This is a genomic window from Chromobacterium sp. CCUG 30098 (assembly GCF_059916605.1).
The window spans coordinates 87,684-103,450 of sequence record NZ_JAUCGS010000009.1; the positions used below are offsets into that span (position 1 = coordinate 87,684).

Genomic DNA, 15,767 nt, shown 5'->3' on the forward strand with positions numbered 1-15,767 from the left:
ACCGGCCTGGAAGCAAAGTCGTCTATGGCGGCCCCCTGTGATTTCATTCTGGAACACAAGCTGCCGCAAGCTCAAGTAATAATTTGTGTCGGAAAGTTAAAATTCAAGGCGCGCTGCGCTTCAGCGCCCGCATCGCCTGATCAATGCCTTGCAAGGTCAGCCCGTACATGCGCCCGGACATCAGTTGTTGCAGCATGTGCAGCGATTGGGTGTAGTCCCAGTGCGCTTCCGGCACCGGGTTGAGCCAGGCGGCGTGCTTGAAGTGAGCGAGCAGGCGGCGCAGCCAGACTTCGCCGGCCTCCTGGTTCATGTGTTCCACGCTGCCGCCCGGATAGCTGATCTCATAGGGGCTCATGGTGGCGTCGCCGACGATGATCAGCTTGTAATCGCCGCCGAAAGTATGGATCAGGTCCCAGGTGGGCAGGGTCTGGGTGTGGCGGCGGGCGTTGTCCTTCCATACCGCTTCGTAGACGCAGTTGTGGAAGTAGAAATACTCCAGGTGCTTGAACTCGGACTTCACCGCCGAGAACAGTTCCTCGCAGGCCTTGACGTGGTCGTCCATCGAGCCGCCGATGTCGAACAGCACCAGCACCTTGACCGCGTTGCGCAGCTCGCGCTGCATGCGCAGGTCCAGCATGCCGGCCTTGCCGGCGGTGGCGGCGATGGTGGCGTCCAGATCCAGCACTTCCTCGGCGCCGTCGCGGGCGAACTCGCGCAGCCGGCGCAGCGCGATCTTGAGATTGCGGGTGCCCAGCTCGACCGAGTCGTCGAAATTGCGGAATTCGCGCTGGTCCCACACTTTCACCGCGCGGCGATGGCGCGACTCATGCTGGCCGATGCGGATGCCGGCCGGATTGTAGCCGAAGGCGCCGAAGGGGCTGGTGCCGCCGGTGCCTATCCATTTATTGCCGCCCTGGTGCCGTTCCTGCTGCTCTTGCAGCCGCTGGCGCAGGGTGTCCATCAACTGCTCCCAGCCCAGCGCCTCCAGGCGGCGCTTGTCTTCCTCTAACAGGTGCTTTTCCACCTGCTTGCGCAGCCAGTCTTCCGGGATGCCGGTTTTCAGTTCGTCCAGCGCCAGCGACAGGCCTTTGAAATGGCTGCCGAACACTTGGTCGAAGCGGTCGAAGTGTTTCTCATCCTTGATCAGCGCGGTGCGCGCCAGATAGTAAAACGCGTCCAGATCGCCGAAGGCGACGCGTTTTTGCAGCGCCTCCAGCAAGGTGAGGAATTCTTTCAGCGTGACCGGCAGACCGGCCTCGCGCAGGGCGTAAAAAAAATCGATCAACATGGCGCGGCTAGAGGGTGACAGCGTGGGTGGGCGATGATATTCTTATTTTAGAGTCACGGCTCTAAACAATCGTTCGGATACTGCTATCCTAAGGATAATACAATGAATGCCGCCGCCATGCCCATTTGCCGGGATGATCATCTGCAAGCGGAGTTTTCCCGCCTGTACCGCCTTAGCCGGGCTTCAGCGTTTCCGCCGCTGGAGCAGCGCCAGGATTGGCTCAAGCGCCTGGAGAGCATGTTGCAGGACAACCGCCAGGCTTTCGTCGACGCCATCAGCCAGGACTTCGGCCACCGCAGCGCGGTGGAAACCCGGCTGGCCGAGCTGTTTCCCTCGCTGGAGGCCATACGTTACGCGCGTCGGCGGCTGCGGCGCTGGATGCGGCCGGAACGGCGCGGGGTGTCTATGTGGTTCCAGCCGGCCGGCAACAGCGTGATGCCGCAGCCCTTGGGCGTCATCGGCGTGCTGGTGCCGTGGAACTATCCCTTGTTTCTGGCGCTGGGGCCGGTGGTGTCCGCCTTGGCGGCCGGCAACCGGGTGATGGTGAAGATGTCGGAATACACGCCGGCAACCGGCGCGCTATTGCAGCGCCTGGCCGAGCGCTACCTGGGGCCGGAGGTGATGGTCGTGGTCAACGGCGACGCCGAACTGGCCCAGGACTTCAGCCGGCTGCCTTTCGACCATCTGTTCTTCACCGGCTCCACCGCGGTGGGCCGTCACGTCATGCGCGCGGCGGCGGAGAATCTGACGCCGGTGACCTTGGAGCTGGGCGGCAAATCGCCGGTCATCGTCGCCCGGGGCGCCGATCTGCGTCACGCGGCCGAGGCCATCGTCGCCGGCAAGATGCTGAACGCCGGCCAGACCTGCGTGGCGCCGGACTATGTGCTGGTCAACGATAAGGACCGCGAGGCCTTGCTGGACGAGTTGCGCGGCGCGGCGCGGCGCGCCTATCCGACGCTGGCGGACAATCCCGATTACAGCGCCATCATCAATGAGCGTCATTGCCAGCGCCTGCTGCAATGGCTGGAGGAGGCGCGCGCGGCCGGCGCCGAGGTGGAGCAGATCAACCCGGCGGCGGAGGACTGGCGGCCCAGCCGCAAATTCCCGCTGACCCTGGTGCAGGGCTGCCCGGAAGACGCGACTTTGTTGCGGGAGGAGATTTTCGGGCCGATTCTGCCTGTGCTGAGTTACGACAAATTCGACGAGGCGCTGGCCTACGTCAACGCGCGGCCGCGGCCGCTGGCCTTGTATCTGTTCGACCGGGATGCGCTGCGCATAGAGAAAACCTTGCGCGAAACCGTGTCGGGCGGGGTGGCGATCAACGACATCGCCCTGCAGGTGGTGCAGGAGGATTTGCCTTTCGGCGGCGTCGGCCCGTCCGGGATGGGGCATTGTCACGCCAAGGAGGGCTTTATGGCCTTCTCCAAGCTCAAGCCGGTGTTCCGGCAAAGCCGCTGGGCCGGCACCGCCTTGACGCGCGCGCCTTACGGCGCCGGCGTGGAGCGGCTGTTGAAGTGGATGCTGCGCTGAGATGCTGAGCCGCCGCCAATTGCTCAAAACCGGTCTGGGCGGCGCCGCGGCCTTGGCGCTGGCCACCTTGTTGGCCTCGCCGCAGCCGGACGGCCCGGCCGAGGACTGGGCCAAGCCCTTGAAGCTGCGCGCCTTGACGCCGCGGGACGCCCAGTTGCTGGCGGCGATCGCCCCGGGCGTCCTGGGGGCGGGCGTCGCGCCGCCCGAGGACGTGGTGCGCGGCGTGGACCGCGCGGTGGCCGGCTTGCCGCCGGCGATGCGGGCCGAACTGCGTCAATTGCTGGATTTGCTCGGCAACCCCTGGGGGCGGCGCTGGATCGCCGGAGTGTCCGCGCCGTGGCGGCAGGCGTCGGTCGAGGACATCGAAGCCTTTCTGCGGCGCTGGCGCGGCAGCGTTTTTCCCTTGCTGCGCAGCGGCTATCAGGCCTTGCACCAGTTGCTGAACGCGGCCTGGTACGGCAATCCGGCCAGTTGGCCGGCGCTGGGCTATCGGCAGCCGGCGGCGGTGATGGAGATGCTGCCGTGAGCCGCGCGACGATACCCGATCCGGTGGCCGCCGGCGTCGCCGCGGGCTGGAAGGCGCTGGACGGTGCGAGCCTGCCCGATCTGGAGCTGCGGGCCGATGTGGTCATCGTCGGCAGCGGCGCCGGCGGAGGCATGGCGGCCGAGCAATTGGCCGCGGCCGGGTTGGACGTGCTGCTGTTGGAGGAGGGCGGCCTGTACAGCTCGCGCGATTTTCGTCTGTTGGAAGCCAAGGCCTACCCGGAGCTGTATCAGGAGTCCGCCTGTCGCAAAACGGCGGATAAGGGGATTTCCATCCTGCAGGGCCGGGCCGTGGGCGGGAGCACCGTGGTCAACTGGACCAGTTCCTTCCGCACGCCGCCGGACACGCTGAACTGGTGGCGGGAGCGCCACCGTTTGAGCGGCATGGGCGAGGAGGCGATGCGGCCCTGGTTCGAGCAAGCCGAGGCGCGGCTGGGCATCGCCGACTGGCTGCCGGACCCGAACCCCAACAACGCGGCGCTGGCCCGCGGCTGCGCGGCGCTGGGCATCGCCCATGCGCGCATCCGCCGCAATGTGCGTGGCTGTTGGAACCTGGGTTATTGCGGCATGGGCTGCCCCACCAACGCCAAGCAGTCCATGCTGGTGACGGCAATTCCCGCTGCGCTGGAGCATGGCGCCAGGCTGATCAGCCGGGCGCGGGTGGATCGTTTGCGCGCCAATGCCGCCAGAACCCGGCTGGAAGGGCTGGAAGGGCGTTTTCTGGCGGCGGACGGGGTGGGAGAAACCGGGCGCCGCTTCAAGGTGAAGGCGGCTCAGGTGGTGCTGGCCGCCGGCGCCATCGGTTCGCCGGCCATCCTGCTGCGCAGCGGCCTGATCGATCCGGGCGGCCATACCGGGACGCGGACCTTTCTGCATCCAGTGCTGCTGTCAGCGGCCTTGATGCCGGAACCGGTGGAGCCGTTCAACGGCGCGCCGCAGACGGTGTACAGCGATCACTTCATGCATGTTCACGCGCTGGACGGTCCCTTGGGCTACAAGCTGGAGGTGCCGCCCATCCATCCCTTGCTGGCTGGCATCACCTTTCCCGGCTTCGGCGCGGCGCAGCCGGCCTTGCTGCGACGCTTGCCGCATCTGCACGCGACGCTGGCCTTGTTGCGCGACGGTTTTCACCCGGAAAGCCGCGGCGGCCAGGTGCGCTTGCGCGGCGATGGTTCGCCGGAGCTGGACTATCCCTTGAACGAGGTCTTGTGGGAGGGCGCGCGCCGCGCCTGGTTGAGCATGGCCGAGATCCAGTTCGCGGCCGGCGCCAGGCAGGTGCTGACGGTGCACGAGCAGGCCGGCCTGGCCCGCAGCTGGGGCGAGGCCCGGAGCATGATTGCGGGGCTGACGCTCAAGCCCTTGCTGGCCAAGGTGGTCAGCGCTCATGTGATGGGGGGCTTGGCGATGTCGGGCGACGCCGAGTCCGGGGTGGTGGACGAATGGGGGCGGCATTGGCAGCTGGACAATCTGACCGTGGTGGACGGTTCGGTGTTTCCCAGCAGCGTGGGGGCCAATCCGCAGCTGTCCATTTACGCCTTCGCCCTGCGCGCGGTGGCGGCCTTGCGGCAGCGGATGCAGGGCGTAAAAACCTGAGAGGCCATGGCGCGAGGGCGACAAAAAAGGGACCGCGGAGGTCCCTTTTGCATCAGGCTGTCAGGCAGCGTCGAATCAGGCGAAGTTCTTGGCGACGAAGTCCCAGTTCACCAGCTTCCAGAAGCTGTCCAGATAGTTCGGGCGGCTGTTGCGGTAATCGATATAATACGCGTGCTCCCACACATCACAGGTCAGCAGCGGCTTCTTGTCGGTGGTCAGCGGGGTGGCGGCGTTGCTGGTGGATACCAGGTCCAGCGAGCCGTCGGTGTTCTTCACCAGCCAGGCCCAGCCGGAACCGAAGGTGCCGATGGCGGTTTGGGTGAAGGCTTTCTTGAATTCGTCGTGGGAACCCCATTTGGCGTTGATGGCGTCGGCCAGCGCGCCGGTGGGCTTGCGCTCTTCGCCGGCGTTGGGGGCGAAGCCCAGCCAGTAGAAGGTGTGGTTCCAAACTTGGGCCGCGTTGTTGAAGATGCCGCCGGAGGATTTCTTCACGATCTCTTCCAGGGAGGCGTTTTCAAACTCGGTGCCCTTGACCAGGTTGTTCAGGTTGGTGATGTAGGTCTGATGATGCTTGCCGTAGTGGAATTCCAGGGTTTCCTTGGAAATGTGCGGGGCAAGCGCGTCCAGCGCGTACGGCAGTTCCGGCAGTTTGTGTTCCATTATGCTCTCCTTGTTGAGAAAGTAAGCCGCATAAGCGGATGCTTTAGCCGCAAGTTTACTGGATTAAGCCGCTGGTCGCCAATAGTTGACTAAAAAAGTAAAGTAAGGATGAACGCCATTGCAGTATGATGTTATTGTCATTGGAGCCGGCGCCGCCGGCCTGATGTGCGCGGCCACCGCGGGCCAGCGCGGCCGGCGCGTGCTCTTGCTGGACCATGCGCGCAAGCTGGCCGAGAAGATCCGCATTTCCGGCGGCGGCCGCTGCAATTTCACCAATCTCCACGCCCGTTTCGACTGTTATCTGTCGGCCAATCCGCATTTTTGCCGTTCGGCGCTGGCGCAGTACACGCCGCAGGATTTCATCGCCATGGTCGAGCGCCACGGCATCGGCTATCACGAGAAAAAGCTGGGCCAGCTGTTCTGCGACGACGGCAGCGAACGCATCATCGCCATGCTGGACGAGGAGTGCCGGCTGGGCGGGGTGGACCGGCGCATGGAGGCGCAGGTTCTGCGGGTGAGCCGGGACGCGGACGGTTTCGCGCTGGAGACCGGCGCCGGCGTTTTTCGCGCGGCGTCGCTGGTGGTGGCGACCGGCGGTTTGTCCATCCCGCAGATCGGCGCGACGCCGTTCGGCTACCAGTTGGCCGAACAGTTCGGCCTGGAGCTGACGCCGCTGACGCCGGCCCTGGTGCCGCTGACCTTTCATGTGGAGGACGCGGAAGCGTTCGCGCCGCTGGCCGGCGTGTCTTTGGAAGTGGAAGCGCGCGCCGGCAAGGGGCGCTTCCGCGAGAACGTGTTGTTCACTCACAAGGGCGTGTCCGGCCCGGCCATTCTGCAAGTGTCGTCCTATTGGCAGCCGGGCATGACGCTGGAACTGGACCTGCTGCCGGACGCGGACGCCGCGGCCTGGCTGGAGCAAAAGGCGGGCAGCGAGCAGCTTATCGCCAACGCGCTGGCCGAGTTCGGCTGGCCCAAGCGCTTCGCCGAGGCCTGGCTTGAGCGCGAGGGCTGCAATAAGCGGCTGAAGGACTTGTCGCCCAAGCAGCGTCAGCAGCTGGCCGAGCGCTTGCACGGCTGGCGGGTCAAGCCCAACGGCACCCAAGGCTATAAAAAGGCCGAGGTGACGCTGGGCGGGGTGTCGACCAAGGCGCTGTCGTCCAAGACCATGATGGCCAACGCGGTGCCCGGCCTGTTCTTCATCGGCGAGGTGGTGGACGTCACCGGCTGGCTGGGCGGCTACAATTTCCAGTGGGCCTGGTCGTCAGGCTATGTGGCCGGGATGCATTGCTGATCTTGGAGCCTGTTTATGATCTCGCGAGCAAGGGCGAGACAAGGCGAAAACGGCTGAAAAAGCGGAGTGTACATACGGTACATGAGCATTTTGGAGATGTTTTCAACGCCGTATCGCCGACGCGTAGCAGATCGTAAACAGGTTCTTAGTCCGCCGCCAGAAACCACACGTTCTGGATCTTGCCGTCGATGATTTCATAGACGGCCGCCACTTCGAAGGGCTGCTCGGCCACGCCGCTAACGCGTTCGTGGTCGATTACCTTGTTGCCGAACTCGATGCGTTTGACCAGTTCGGCGTGCAGGTCCGGCAAGTTGAAGCGCTGGCCGGCGTAGAAATCTCTCAGGGCGGCTTTGCCGCGCAGGCTGGGTTCCGCGCCGGGCAGCCGGTACACCGTCACGTCGTCGGCGTAGACGGCGAGGAAGGGCTCCAGCTGGCGTTGGTTGTAAGCGTCGAGTTGTCTTTGGACGAGGGCGGTGGGCGTCATGGCGGCTCCAGATGAACGAAGCTTCGATGCTGGGGCCGCGCGAGGCGCTTGTCAACGCATGCTCAGCGAGTGGCGGTTTCGGGTTAAAATCGGGTTTTGCCTGATCCAGGCTTGCTTCATTCGCGCGGCCAGGCCGCGCCATCACTCCGAGTCTACATGACTGAATCGTACGAGAATTTTGACAGCGAGATGGCGGCGATCCGCACGCCGCCTCATTCGATCGAAGCCGAGCAATCGGTGCTGGGCGGCTTGTTGCTGGACAACAGCGCCTGGGACAAGATCGCCGACGTGGTGTCCGAGGCGGACTTTTACCGCCATGACCACCGGCTGATCTACAAACACGTGGCCAGGCTGGTGGAACTGGCGCGTCCGGCCGACGTGGTCACCGTTTCCGAAAGCCTGGACAAGAACGGCGAACTGGGCAATATCGGCGGCCTGTCCTATCTGGCCACGCTGGCGCAGAACACGCCGTCCGCCGCCAATATCCGCCGCTACGCCGAGATCGTGCGCGAGCGCTCCATCATGCGCCAGCTGGCGCTGGTGGGCACCGAGATCGCCGAGGCCGCCTACGCGCCGATGGGGCGCGACGCCTCGCAGCTGCTGGACGAGGCCGAGGGCAAGGTGTTCCAGATCGCCGAATCCACCGCCAAGTCCAAGCAGGGCTTCCTGGAAATGCCGGGCCTGTTGAAAGAGGTGGTGGAGCGCATCGATATGCTCTACAGCCGGGAGAACCCGGACGAGGTCACCGGCGTGCCCACCGGCTTCATCGATCTGGACGCCAAGACCTCGGGCCTGCAAGCGGGCGATCTGATCATCGTCGCCGGACGTCCGTCCATGGGCAAGACCGCGTTCTCGATGAATATCGCCGAGCACGTGGCGGTGGAGCAGCATCTGCCGGTGGCGGTGTTCTCGATGGAGATGGGCGGCACGCAGCTGGTGATGCGTATGCTGGGTTCGGTGGGGCGGCTGGATCAGCACACGCTGCGCACCGGCAAGCTGGGCGACGACGACTGGCAGAAGCTGACTTACGCGATAGGCAAGCTGTCCGAGGCGCCGATGTACATCGACGAAACCGCGGCGCTGACCGCGCTGGAAGTGCGCGCGCGCGCGCGCCGTCTGGCGCGCCAGCACGGCGGCAAGCTGGGTCTGATCGTGATCGACTACTTGCAGCTGATGTCGGGCTCGGGCCGCGGCGACAACCGCACCGCCGAGCTGGGCGAGATTTCGCGCGGCCTGAAAGGCCTGGCCAAGGAGCTGCAGGTGCCGGTGATCGCGCTGTCCCAGCTGTCCCGGGCGGTGGAGCAGCGTCCCAACAAGCGGCCGATGATGTCGGACTTGCGAGAATCCGGCGCCATCGAGCAGGATGCCGACTTGATCGTCTTCATGTACCGGGAAGAGTATTACAACCCGGAGAACCAGGAAGTGAAGGGCCTGGCCGAGGCCATCATCGGCAAGCACCGTAACGGTCCCACCGGCGCGGTGCGGCTGGCCTTCGTCGGCAAGTACGCCAAGTTCGACAACGCCGCCACGCTGGGCGTCAGCGGTTGGGCGGACAGCGACTCCTAAGAACCTGTTTACGATCTGCTGCGCGTCGGCGATACGGCGTTGAAAATGGTTTCGAAATGCTCATGTACCGTCTGTACACTCCGCTTTCTCAACCGTTTTCGCCTTGTCTCGCCTTAGCTCGCGAGATCGTAAACACGTTCTAAGATGGTTCTGTGAGCATACGAGGCATTCCATGAGCTTTTTCGACAAGCATGTATTCATCTGCTGTAATCAGCGCGCCGGCTGCGAGGATTGCTGCAATAATCACGGCGCCAGCGAACTGCTGGGCTATATGAAGGACAAGGTCAAGGCCCTGGGCCTGGCCGGCGAGGGCAAGATCCGAGTCAACAAGGCGGGCTGTCTTGGGCGCTGCGACGACGGCCCGGTAATGGTGGTGTATCCGGAGGAGACCTGGTACACCTTCGTCGACAAGGAAGACATCGACGAAATCGTCGCCGAGCACATGGTGGGCGGGCGCGTGGTGGAAAGGTTGAAGATCTGATGTTGAAGGCGATGAACAAGCAAGTGGTGGCCGGGCCCGCCGGCGGTCTGGAAACCATCGTGGTGGCGGCCCAGGCGGAGGCGCGCGGCATTGCGGTGATCTGCCATCCCAACCCGCTGCAGGGCGGCACCAACACCAACAAGGTGGTGCAGACCGCGGCCAAGGCCTTGTCGCAGCTGGGCTATGTCTGCTACTGCCCGAATCTGCGCGGCGTGGGCGACAGCGAGGGACAGCACGATTACGGCATCGGCGAGGTGGAGGACGTGATCGCCGTGGTGGAACACGCGCGCCGCGAGCAGGGCGATCTGCCGCTGGCGCTGGCCGGTTTTTCCTTCGGCGGCTTCGTCGCGGCGCGCACCCGCGCGCGCATAACGTCGGACAAATTGCTGCTGATGGGCGTGGCGGTGGGCAAGTACGAAACGCCGACGCCGGAGGTGCCGGCCGATGCGCTGGTGATTCACGGCGAGGAGGACGAGGTGATTCCGCTGTCCGCGGTGATGGCATGGGCGCGGCCGCAAGGCTTGCCGGTGGTGGTGTTTCCCGGCGCCGGCCATTTCTTCCATGGCCGCCTGGTGCAGCTGGCGCAGACGATTCAGCGCTGTTGGTAGGGCGTCGTCAGGCCCTGGCGCAAAAAAACCGGTCATCCATGCGATGGCCGGTTTTTTTATCAGCGGTGCAGTTCGCCCGCGGCTTCTGGCTGGTAGGTGACTTCCAGCACCTTCAGGCGGATGCTGCCGGCCGGCGTCGGCCAATCTATGCTCTGTCCGGCGGAGAGGCCGAGCAGCGCGGCGCCGATGGGCGCCAGCACCGAGATCTTGCCCTGTTCGCTGTCCGCTTCGCGCGGGTAGACCAGGGTCAGGGTTTTTTCCTGGGCGTCGTCCAGCTTGACCCGCGCGCAGCTGTTCATGGTGATGATGCCGGCGGGCATGGCGGCGGGCTCCACCACATCGGCGCGCTCCAGCTCGGCTTCCAGCGCGGCCGCGGTGGGGTGGCCGCTCTCGCAATCCTCCAGCAGCGCGGCGAGGCGCTCATAGTCCAGAGAGGACACCGTGATGGCCGGGCTTGTCGACATATGCAACTCCTTCAGATAGACAAAGGGCACCGCAGGGTGCCCGATGATTTAGTGCGCGAAAAGCGTGTGTGCCAATGATATCGCTTGTAACCGCGTGTAACAAGGCTTGGCGGCGCAATCGCCGCTAATACTGGGCTTTGGGCCGGGGGGGGGGGGGCCGGCCTCGCGCTTCAGCCCAGCAGGGACAGCGCCGCGCGCGGGCCGACATTGGCCTGGGCCTGGGCGGCGAGGCCGGTTTGCCCCAGGATCTGTTTGGCCGCCAGCTGCGCCGTCGCGGCGGCGAAGTCGGTGTCGCTGATCCGGCTATTGGCGGCGGCGGTGTTGACCGAGGCGGTTTGCAGATTGTTGATGCTGGCCTCGAAGCGGTTGCTGATCGAGCCCAGCGTGCTGCGGGTGTTGGCCAGGGTGTTCAGATCGGCGTTGGTGCTTTGCTGCGCGGCCAGCGCGCCGGCCTGGGTGCTGATGTCTATGGTGCCGGTGGCGTTCAGATTGGCGTTGTAGCTGTTGAGCCCGCCGCTGGCCGGCGCGGCGGACAGATTGACGCCGGAGATGTTCACCTGGTTGTCCGCGCTGCCGTTGGGGCCCACCTGGAAGGTGGTGGAGGCGTTGCTGTTCAGCAGCGGGGTGCCGTTGAATTCGGTGCTTTGCACGATGGCGGAATTGGCCTGGGTCAGCTGGTCCACCTGCTGTTGCAGCGCCTGGCGGTTGCTGGCGCTGAGCGCGCCGTTGCCGGCCTGGATCGCCAGCTCCTGGATTTGCTGGGTATTGCTTTGCAGCTGATTGAGCGCGCCGTCGGCGGTTTGCGCCAGCGAGATGCCGTCGTTGGCGTTGTTGATCGCCTGATTATTGCCGTTGATCTGGGCCAGCAGCGCTTCGGAAATGGCGGCGTTGGCCGGGTTGTTGGCGGCGTTGTTGGTGGTCTTGCCGGCCGAGAGTTGAGCCAGCAGCTTGTCTTTGGCTTTCTGGGTCTGGTTCAGCTGGTTCTGCCCCTGCAGCGCGCTCAGATTGCTATTGATGGTCAGTGCCATGGCCGGCTCCCGCTGGATGTGGTTTCACTTCTTCAGTGTAAGAAAGCGCGCGGGGCAGGGCAAGCCGGGTTTTGGGTAAAGTCGCGTCGCGGCGGATGGCGCGGGCATGGGCGTGAAAAAGCCCGGCGGCGCCGGGCTGGGGATGGCGTTTCCGGCTTATTTGCCGGGCTTGGGCGGCGTGCCCGCGGACTGGGTCAGGATCTCGTAGCCGCTGTCGGTGACCAGCACGGTGTGCTCCCATTGCGCGGACAGGCTGCGGTCCTTGGTGACCACGGTCCAGCCGTCGCCCAGCATGCGCAGGTGGCGCTTACCCTGGTTGATCATGGGCTCGATGGTGAAGATCATGCCGGCCTGCAGTTCCAGCCCGGTGCCGGGGCGGCCGTAGTGCAGCACTTGCGGCTCCTCGTGGAATTTGGTGCCGATGCCGTGGCCGCAGAATTCCTGCACCACGCTGTAGCCGGAGTTTTCCGCGTGCTGCTGGATGGCGTAGCCGATATCGCCCAGCGTGGCGCCCGGCTTGACCTTGTCGATGCCGCGCCACATGCATTCGTAAGTGATGCGGGACAGGCGGCGGGCGTGTTCGCTGACGTTGCCGACGTGGTACATGCGGCTGGTGTCGCCGTGGTAGCCGTCCTTGATCACGGTGACATCCAGATTCATGATGTCGCCGCTTTTCAGGGGCTTGTCGTTCGGGATGCCGTGGCAAATCACATGGTTGACCGAGGTGCACACGGATTTGGGGTAGGGATTGTGGCCGTCCGGCGCGTAGTTCAGCGGCGCCGGGATCGCGCCCTGCTCATTGACGATGTAGTCGTGGCACAGCTTGTCGATGGCTTCGGTGGTGACGCCGGGCTTGATGAAGGGGGTGATGTAGTCGAGGACTTCCGACGCCAGGCGGCCGGCGATCCGCATCTTTTCGATGTCTTGGGCGTTTTTCAGTTGGATGCTCATGGGATTCTGGTGATGTGCGTGTCTGCGGCTAATGAGACGTATTCTAGCAAAAACGCCCCCGGCCCGGCAGTGCTTGTCGGGCCGGGGGCGCGTCGTCGTTCAAATCAGGCGCATCTTGAACTGCTTGCCCTTGATCTTGCCGGCGGACAGGCGCTCCAGCGCCTGCTCGGCGATGGCGCGGTCCAGCGCGACGAAGCTGGCGAATTCGAAGATGCTGATCTTGCCGATCTGGGCGCCGCTAAAGCCGGCGTCGCCGGTCAGCGCGCCGAGGATGTCGCCGGGGCGCAGTTTTTCGCGCTTGCCGCCGGCGATTTCCAGCGTGACCATCGGCGGCAGCAGCGGGCCGCCGGGGGCCGGGGTCAGTTGTTCCAGCTTGGCCCAGGTCAGCGGCGCCTGCTGATAGCTTTCGATCAGCGCCAGCCGCTTGTCGTCGTTGTCGGCGGTCAGGGTCAGCGCCAGGCCCATCGCCTCGCCGCGGCCGGTGCGGCCGATGCGGTGGATGTGGATTTCCGGATCATGGGTGACGTCGACGTTGATCACCAGGTCCAGTTCCTTGATGTCCAGGCCGCGCGCGGCGACATCGGTGGCCACCAGCACGGTGGCGCTCTTGTTGGCGAAGCGCAGCAGGATTTGGTCGCGTTCGCGCTGCTCCAGGTCGCCGTACAGCGCCAGCGCGCTGAAGCCGCGCGCCTGCAGGTCTCGCACCAGCTCCTTGCAGCGTTCCTTGGTGTTGCAGAAGGCCAGCGCGGACGTCGGGCGTAGGTGTCGCAGTATGGTGGTGACGGTTTCCAGCCGCTGTTCCGGCTTGATCTTGTAGAACCATTGTTCGATGCGTTCGCCGCTGTGCAGCGACTCCACCTGGATTTCCTGCGGCCGGCGCATGAATTGGGCGCTGATCTTGCGGATGTTTTCCGGATAGGTGGCGGAGAACATCAGCGTCTGGCGCTGGCGCGGGCAGGCGCGCACGATGCCGACGATTTCCTCGATGAAGCCCATGTCCACCATGCGGTCCGCCTCGTCCAGCACCAGGGTGCCGACGCCGGACAGATTCAGCGAGCCGCGGAACAGGTGATCCTGCAGCCGGCCGGGGGTGCCCACCACGATGTGGGCGCCGTGTTCCAGCGAGCCGATTTGCGGGCCCATCGGGCTGCCGCCGGTCAGAGTAACCACTTTGACATTGTCTATGCTGCGCGCCAGCCGGCGGATTTCCTGCGCTACCTGGTCGGCCAGCTCACGGGTGGGGCAGAGCACCAGCGCTTGCACGCCGAACCAGCGCGGGTTCAAGCGCGCCAGGATGCCGAGTCCGAAAGCCGCTGTCTTGCCGCTGCCGGTCTTGGCCTGGGCGATCAGGTCCTGGCCGTCCAGAATGGCCGGCAGGCTGGCCGCCTGGATGGCGGTCATGCTGTGGTAGCCCAGGCTGTCCAGATTGGACAAGAGGGCGGCGGACAGGGGCAGGGTGGAGAAAGCGGCTTTTTTCACAATGACTTGGCGTATTACGGTATCGGGCTGCGAGTGTAACAGGCCGGCGGCCAACGGCCAAATCGGATATCCGCCGCCGGCGGATTTATTTCGGCTCCAGCCCGCAAGAAGGCGGAGGCCCCGCGCGAACGGGGCCGAAATTGACTGGCGGCTCCATGGAGTTGGATTCACACGGTGAAGCGCGACACCGATTCCGTCAGCCGCTGGGCCAATTGTTCCAGTTGTTCGGCGGCGTTCACGGTTTGGCCGATCTCCTGATCGTTGGTCTGCGCCATTTCGGCGATGGCGTCTATGCTGCCGGTCACGGATTGGCTGGCGGCGCGCTGCTGCTCGGTGACGGCGACGATCTGGCGCAGGCCCTGGCGCACCTCGGCCACCGATTGATTGGCGGCGTCCAGCACGCTGGACACGCTGTCGGCGGACTGGCGGCTGGCGGCCAGCGAGCTGAGGCCGGCGTTGACCGCGGCGCGCACCGCGTCGGTTTTCTGGTTGAGCGCGCCGGTCACGGCGTCGATCTCGCTGGCGGAGCGGGCCGATTTCTCCGCCAGCTTACGCACCTCGTCGGCCACCACCGCGAAGCCGCGGCCCTGTTCGCCGGCGCGCGCGGCCTCGATCGCCGCGTTCAGCGCCAGCAGATTGGTCTGTTCGGCGATCTCGCGCACTTCCTTGGTCATATTGGTGATGCTGGAGGTGGAACTGGCCAGCTCGGTTTCCGCCTGCGCCATCAGCCGCACCGCCTGCTCCACCTGGCTGACTTCGCGTTGCAGCTGGCTCAGGCTGGCGCGGCCGTCTTCGGAGCGTTGCAGGCTCTGGTCGGCTTCGGCGCTGACGTCCTCGGCCTTGCCGGCGATTTCGCCGATATGGCTGGCCAGCTGCTCCACCGCGCCGGCGGCGGACTGGGACTGGCGGTTTTGCCTGTGCGAGCTTTCCGCCAGGTGGGCGGCGCCGTCGGCCAACTGGCGCGAGGACTGCGACACCGCGCCGGCGGAGGCGCCGACATGGCGCACCAGCTCGGCGATGGCGGCCAGCATCTGGTTGAAGCGCAAGGCGGTGTCGCCGATTTCGTCGCGGCTGCGCACCGGCAGCCGTCGCGTCAGATCGCCTTCGCCCTGGGCCAGCTCGGCGAGCCCGGCCGACATCGCCTGCAGCGGGCGGGTGACGAGGCGGCGCGCCAGCAGGAAGACCACCGCCATCAGGGGCAGGGAAGCCAGGATGGCGAACAGAATGCTCTGATCGCGGAAACGGCTGACCGAGGCGTAAGGCTTCTCCAGGGAGACGCGCATGCTGACCACGCCCAGCGGGGTCTTGTCCGCCACCTGGTGGCACATCATGCAGTTTTTGCCCAGATAGTTGCGCGAGGCCAGCGCCGGATAGACCACGCGCAGATGTTCGCCCAGCGCCGGCGTGGATTCAATCCGGATATGAGGCTTGCCGTCCCGCAGCGCCTGTTGCTCCACCGCGTCGCCGTTCAGATTCTTGTCGCCGGCGTTGCCGGGGCCGAACTGCTTGCTGACGGCCGGGGCGCGGATCACTCTCAGATCGCGCACCGCGGACAGTTCCTTGATCTGGTCCAGAAAAACGTCGCGTTGGCCCACGGTGCCGGTAATCATCATGCCGGTGAGCCCGGCCATGGTCATTTCATTCATGCTGTGGGCCAGGTCTTGCGCCTGTTCCACGGCGATGTCCCGGCTGACGCTGGTTTCCCAGGCTATCAGCCCGCTCCAGGCCAGGACCAGGCAGCACCATACCGCCATGGTCAGTTTCAGCCAGATCGGCCAATCGGAAAATTTGCGCATGCGTG

Annotated in this window: 15 protein-coding genes; 7 read left to right on the forward strand and 8 right to left on the reverse strand. The window is 65.1% G+C overall.

The window, feature by feature from the left end; genetic code table 11:
* Positions 1 to 103 precede the first annotated feature (103 nt).
* Positions 104 to 1,288 carry a vWA domain-containing protein gene (locus QUG03_RS18735; protein ID WP_500820654.1) on the reverse strand — a complete coding sequence of 395 codons (1,185 nt, stop codon included), beginning with the start codon at positions 1,286 to 1,288 and terminating at the stop codon, positions 104 to 106.
* A 102-nt stretch (positions 1,289 to 1,390) separates the two neighbouring features.
* Here QUG03_RS18735 and QUG03_RS18740 point away from each other — a divergent pair, with 102 nt between their 5' ends.
* Genes QUG03_RS18740 through QUG03_RS18750 form a run of 3 tightly spaced genes read left to right on the forward strand, consistent with a single transcriptional unit; the run spans position 1,391 to position 4,954 of the window.
* Entirely contained in the window at positions 1,391 to 2,818 is a 1,428-nt protein-coding gene (locus tag QUG03_RS18740) for a coniferyl aldehyde dehydrogenase (RefSeq protein ID WP_486637297.1), read from the forward strand.
* A 1-nt stretch (position 2,819) separates the two neighbouring features.
* Complete coding sequence (locus QUG03_RS18745) at positions 2,820 to 3,344, forward strand: twin-arginine translocation signal domain-containing protein (RefSeq protein WP_227103382.1); 525 nt, start codon at positions 2,820 to 2,822, stop codon at positions 3,342 to 3,344.
* On the forward strand, positions 3,341 to 4,954 hold the full coding sequence (locus QUG03_RS18750) for a GMC family oxidoreductase (RefSeq protein WP_500820655.1): 1,614 nt from the start codon (positions 3,341 to 3,343) through the stop codon (positions 4,952 to 4,954). The genes QUG03_RS18745 and QUG03_RS18750 overlap by 4 nt, the downstream gene beginning before the upstream one ends.
* 75 nt (positions 4,955 to 5,029) lie before the next feature.
* On the opposite strand, the gene QUG03_RS18755 is transcribed toward QUG03_RS18750, so the two are convergent.
* On the reverse strand, positions 5,030 to 5,614 hold the full coding sequence (locus QUG03_RS18755; protein WP_107798836.1) for a superoxide dismutase: 585 nt from the start codon (positions 5,612 to 5,614) through the stop codon (positions 5,030 to 5,032).
* A 118-nt stretch (positions 5,615 to 5,732) separates the two neighbouring features.
* Here QUG03_RS18755 and QUG03_RS18760 point away from each other — a divergent pair, with 118 nt between their 5' ends.
* Complete coding sequence (locus tag QUG03_RS18760; RefSeq protein WP_107798837.1) at positions 5,733 to 6,905, forward strand: BaiN/RdsA family NAD(P)/FAD-dependent oxidoreductase; 1,173 nt, start codon at positions 5,733 to 5,735, stop codon at positions 6,903 to 6,905.
* A 145-nt stretch (positions 6,906 to 7,050) separates the two neighbouring features.
* On the opposite strand, the gene QUG03_RS18765 is transcribed toward QUG03_RS18760, so the two are convergent.
* Positions 7,051 to 7,389, reverse strand: coding sequence for a nuclear transport factor 2 family protein (locus tag QUG03_RS18765; protein ID WP_107798838.1), 339 nt, complete (start codon positions 7,387 to 7,389; stop codon positions 7,051 to 7,053).
* Positions 7,390 to 7,545: 156 nt separating this feature from the next.
* Here QUG03_RS18765 and dnaB point away from each other — a divergent pair, with 156 nt between their 5' ends.
* The 3 genes from dnaB (at position 7,546) to QUG03_RS18780 (ending at position 10,044) form a co-directional block, all read left to right on the forward strand.
* Entirely contained in the window at positions 7,546 to 8,955 is a 1,410-nt protein-coding gene (gene dnaB, locus QUG03_RS18770; protein ID WP_107798839.1) for a replicative DNA helicase, read from the forward strand.
* Between the two features lie 172 nt (positions 8,956 to 9,127).
* Positions 9,128 to 9,436 (forward strand): (2Fe-2S) ferredoxin domain-containing protein, encoded by a 309-nt coding sequence (locus QUG03_RS18775; RefSeq protein WP_107798840.1) that lies wholly within the window; start codon positions 9,128 to 9,130, stop codon positions 9,434 to 9,436.
* A complete protein-coding gene (locus QUG03_RS18780) occupies positions 9,436 to 10,044 on the forward strand; it encodes an alpha/beta hydrolase (protein ID WP_500820656.1) in 609 nt (202 codons plus the stop codon). Before QUG03_RS18775 ends, QUG03_RS18780 begins: the two co-directional genes overlap by 1 nt.
* A gap of 59 nt (positions 10,045 to 10,103) precedes the next feature.
* Here QUG03_RS18780 and rnk read toward each other — a convergent pair whose 3' ends face one another.
* From rnk to QUG03_RS18805, 5 genes are all read right to left on the reverse strand, one after another.
* Positions 10,104 to 10,508, reverse strand: a complete 405-nt coding sequence (rnk, locus tag QUG03_RS18785) for a nucleoside diphosphate kinase regulator (protein WP_107798842.1) — start codon at positions 10,506 to 10,508, stop codon at positions 10,104 to 10,106.
* Between the two features lie 170 nt (positions 10,509 to 10,678).
* Positions 10,679 to 11,536, reverse strand: a complete 858-nt coding sequence (locus QUG03_RS18790) for a flagellin N-terminal helical domain-containing protein (protein ID WP_253313623.1) — start codon at positions 11,534 to 11,536, stop codon at positions 10,679 to 10,681.
* Between the two features lie 156 nt (positions 11,537 to 11,692).
* Positions 11,693 to 12,487, reverse strand: coding sequence for a type I methionyl aminopeptidase (gene map / locus QUG03_RS18795; protein ID WP_048415481.1), 795 nt, complete (start codon positions 12,485 to 12,487; stop codon positions 11,693 to 11,695).
* A gap of 99 nt (positions 12,488 to 12,586) precedes the next feature.
* Positions 12,587 to 13,966, reverse strand: coding sequence for an ATP-dependent RNA helicase DbpA (gene dbpA, locus QUG03_RS18800; protein ID WP_107801722.1), 1,380 nt, complete (start codon positions 13,964 to 13,966; stop codon positions 12,587 to 12,589).
* 167 nt (positions 13,967 to 14,133) lie between these two features.
* Entirely contained in the window at positions 14,134 to 15,762 is a 1,629-nt protein-coding gene (locus tag QUG03_RS18805; protein ID WP_107798844.1) for a methyl-accepting chemotaxis protein, read from the reverse strand.
* Positions 15,763 to 15,767 lie beyond the last annotated feature (5 nt).